Below are 1,724 nucleotides of genomic sequence, written 5' to 3'. Positions count from 1 at the left end.
GCCCATTAAATCTAGAGCGATAAGGTGATACTTGTCAGCTAGCGGTTCAGAAAAACGTATCCAGTTTTCTTTATTGGCGCTAAAGCCGTGCAGCATGATGATTGTGCCGAGCTTATCTTGGCGAGAGTTTTCCAGATAAGCGTAAGGTTTGCCTTCAATCGAGATTTTTTTAGGTAGAAGGTTTGCTTTTGAGGCTTCAAACTCGATCGCTAAACGATAAAGGTCATCGCGATAGTAGTCGCTTGCGATATTGACTGAAACCAGAGAAAGGACAAAGACAAACAAAAAGACTTTAAGTTTACTCACGCGCGCTCCTTGTTTAACAAGCCGAAGCGCAGCCTGCGAGTTCTTTTAAGCCATTCATATCGATGATGTGTAAGTCTGTACGCTTAATTTCTAGCAAGCCTTCTTTTTGAAAACGCTTAAATAAACGGCTAACCGTTTCGGCGGCCATATTTAAGTGATTAGCAATATCGCGACGCGGCATCATGAGGTTAATTCGAGTATCGGAATAACCGCGTTGCTTGTAGCGAGAAGATAATGCGAGGATAAAACCGGCTAGTTTCTGGTCAGCAGAATGTTCCACAGTCATTGACTGTGAAGTATGTACTTCCTTACTCATTAAGCTAAATAATTGGCGCTGTAGGGAGGGAAGTTTCGCTGCAAGGCTTTCTAAATCGTTGTAGTTAATACCACAGACAGAGGAAGTGCCAAGAGAAATAGCTGTTGAAATATACTTCTGTGGGTAGATCGCATCCAAGCCGAAAAGTTCACCGGGCAGGTGGAAACCGACAATATGCTCATTACCGTTCGCATCAATAACCACGGTTTTGAACATGCCCGATTTAACGGCGTAGATCCTTTCAAAGTGTTGTTCTGACTGGTAGACGGTCTCGTTTTCTTTATAGGGGGACGAAGGCTCAATAATGTTTTCTAACGAAACCATATCATTTGAGTCTAACCCTACTGGCAAGCAAAGTTTTCCAAGAGAGCATTGTCCGCACTTTAAAAAGGACGGAGATGCCACAGAATTCGAGCTCGGCATACGTAAATCACCATAAAATTTTAATTATAGTGTCTTACTATACCGTGGTTGCTCAGTATTCTGTAGAGTTGTTTGATTAAAATATGCATCAAATTTCATAGCGATGTTCCGCAGAAAGATTCTTCCTTTGGGTGTCACCTTGAATCCTTGGTCACTTAATTCGATCAAACCATCGCTTGCGAGGTCATTCAAGCTACTGAGTTCACTGTTGAAATAACGGTGGAAAAAAATATCGTGACCGTCACCGAAGTCACTGTAATCAACGACACCGTCACACATAATTTGTTGGATTAGATCTGCACGGATGCGGTCATCGGTATTGAGATTAACGCCGCGTTTGATAGGTAAGTGTCCTTTATCAACGGCGGTTTTGTACTTGGATACTTCGGTGACATTCTGGCTATAGCCATCATTGACCCGGCTGATAGCACTGACACCAATACCAATTACATCGCATTCTGCATGTGTAGAATAGCCTTGGAAGTTACGCTGCAAACCACCTGTATCAAGGGCTTTAGCCAAGCTGTCAGTAGGTAGTGCAAAGTGATCCATACCGATATAGATATAGCCCGCTTCAGTTAAGCGTTGGATACTATCGGTGAATATTTCAAGTTTTTCTGCTGTTCCTGGAAGGTCGCCTGAGTGAATCAGCCTTTGCGCCGGAATGCGTTGAGGCATA

At 43.2% G+C, this 1,724-nt stretch carries 2 protein-coding genes and 1 pseudogene; all 3 read right to left on the bottom strand.

What is annotated here, in order from left to right; all coding sequences use genetic code 11:
* Window positions 1-306, bottom strand: a 306-nt coding sequence (locus A3729_RS16285; protein WP_369820140.1) for an alpha/beta fold hydrolase, incomplete at its 3' end; no start/stop codon positions are given.
* Window positions 307-319: 13 nt separating this feature from the next.
* A complete protein-coding gene (locus A3729_RS16280) occupies window positions 320-973 on the bottom strand; it encodes a helix-turn-helix domain-containing protein (RefSeq protein ID WP_197469823.1) in 654 nt (217 codons plus the stop codon).
* 96 nt (window positions 974-1,069) lie between these two features.
* A pseudogene (locus A3729_RS16275) lies at window positions 1,070-1,724 on the bottom strand (coproporphyrinogen III oxidase); the annotation flags it as partial.

The organism is Oleiphilus sp. HI0043, from assembly GCF_001634935.1.
This window is presented reverse-complemented; position numbering and strand designations above follow the sequence as displayed.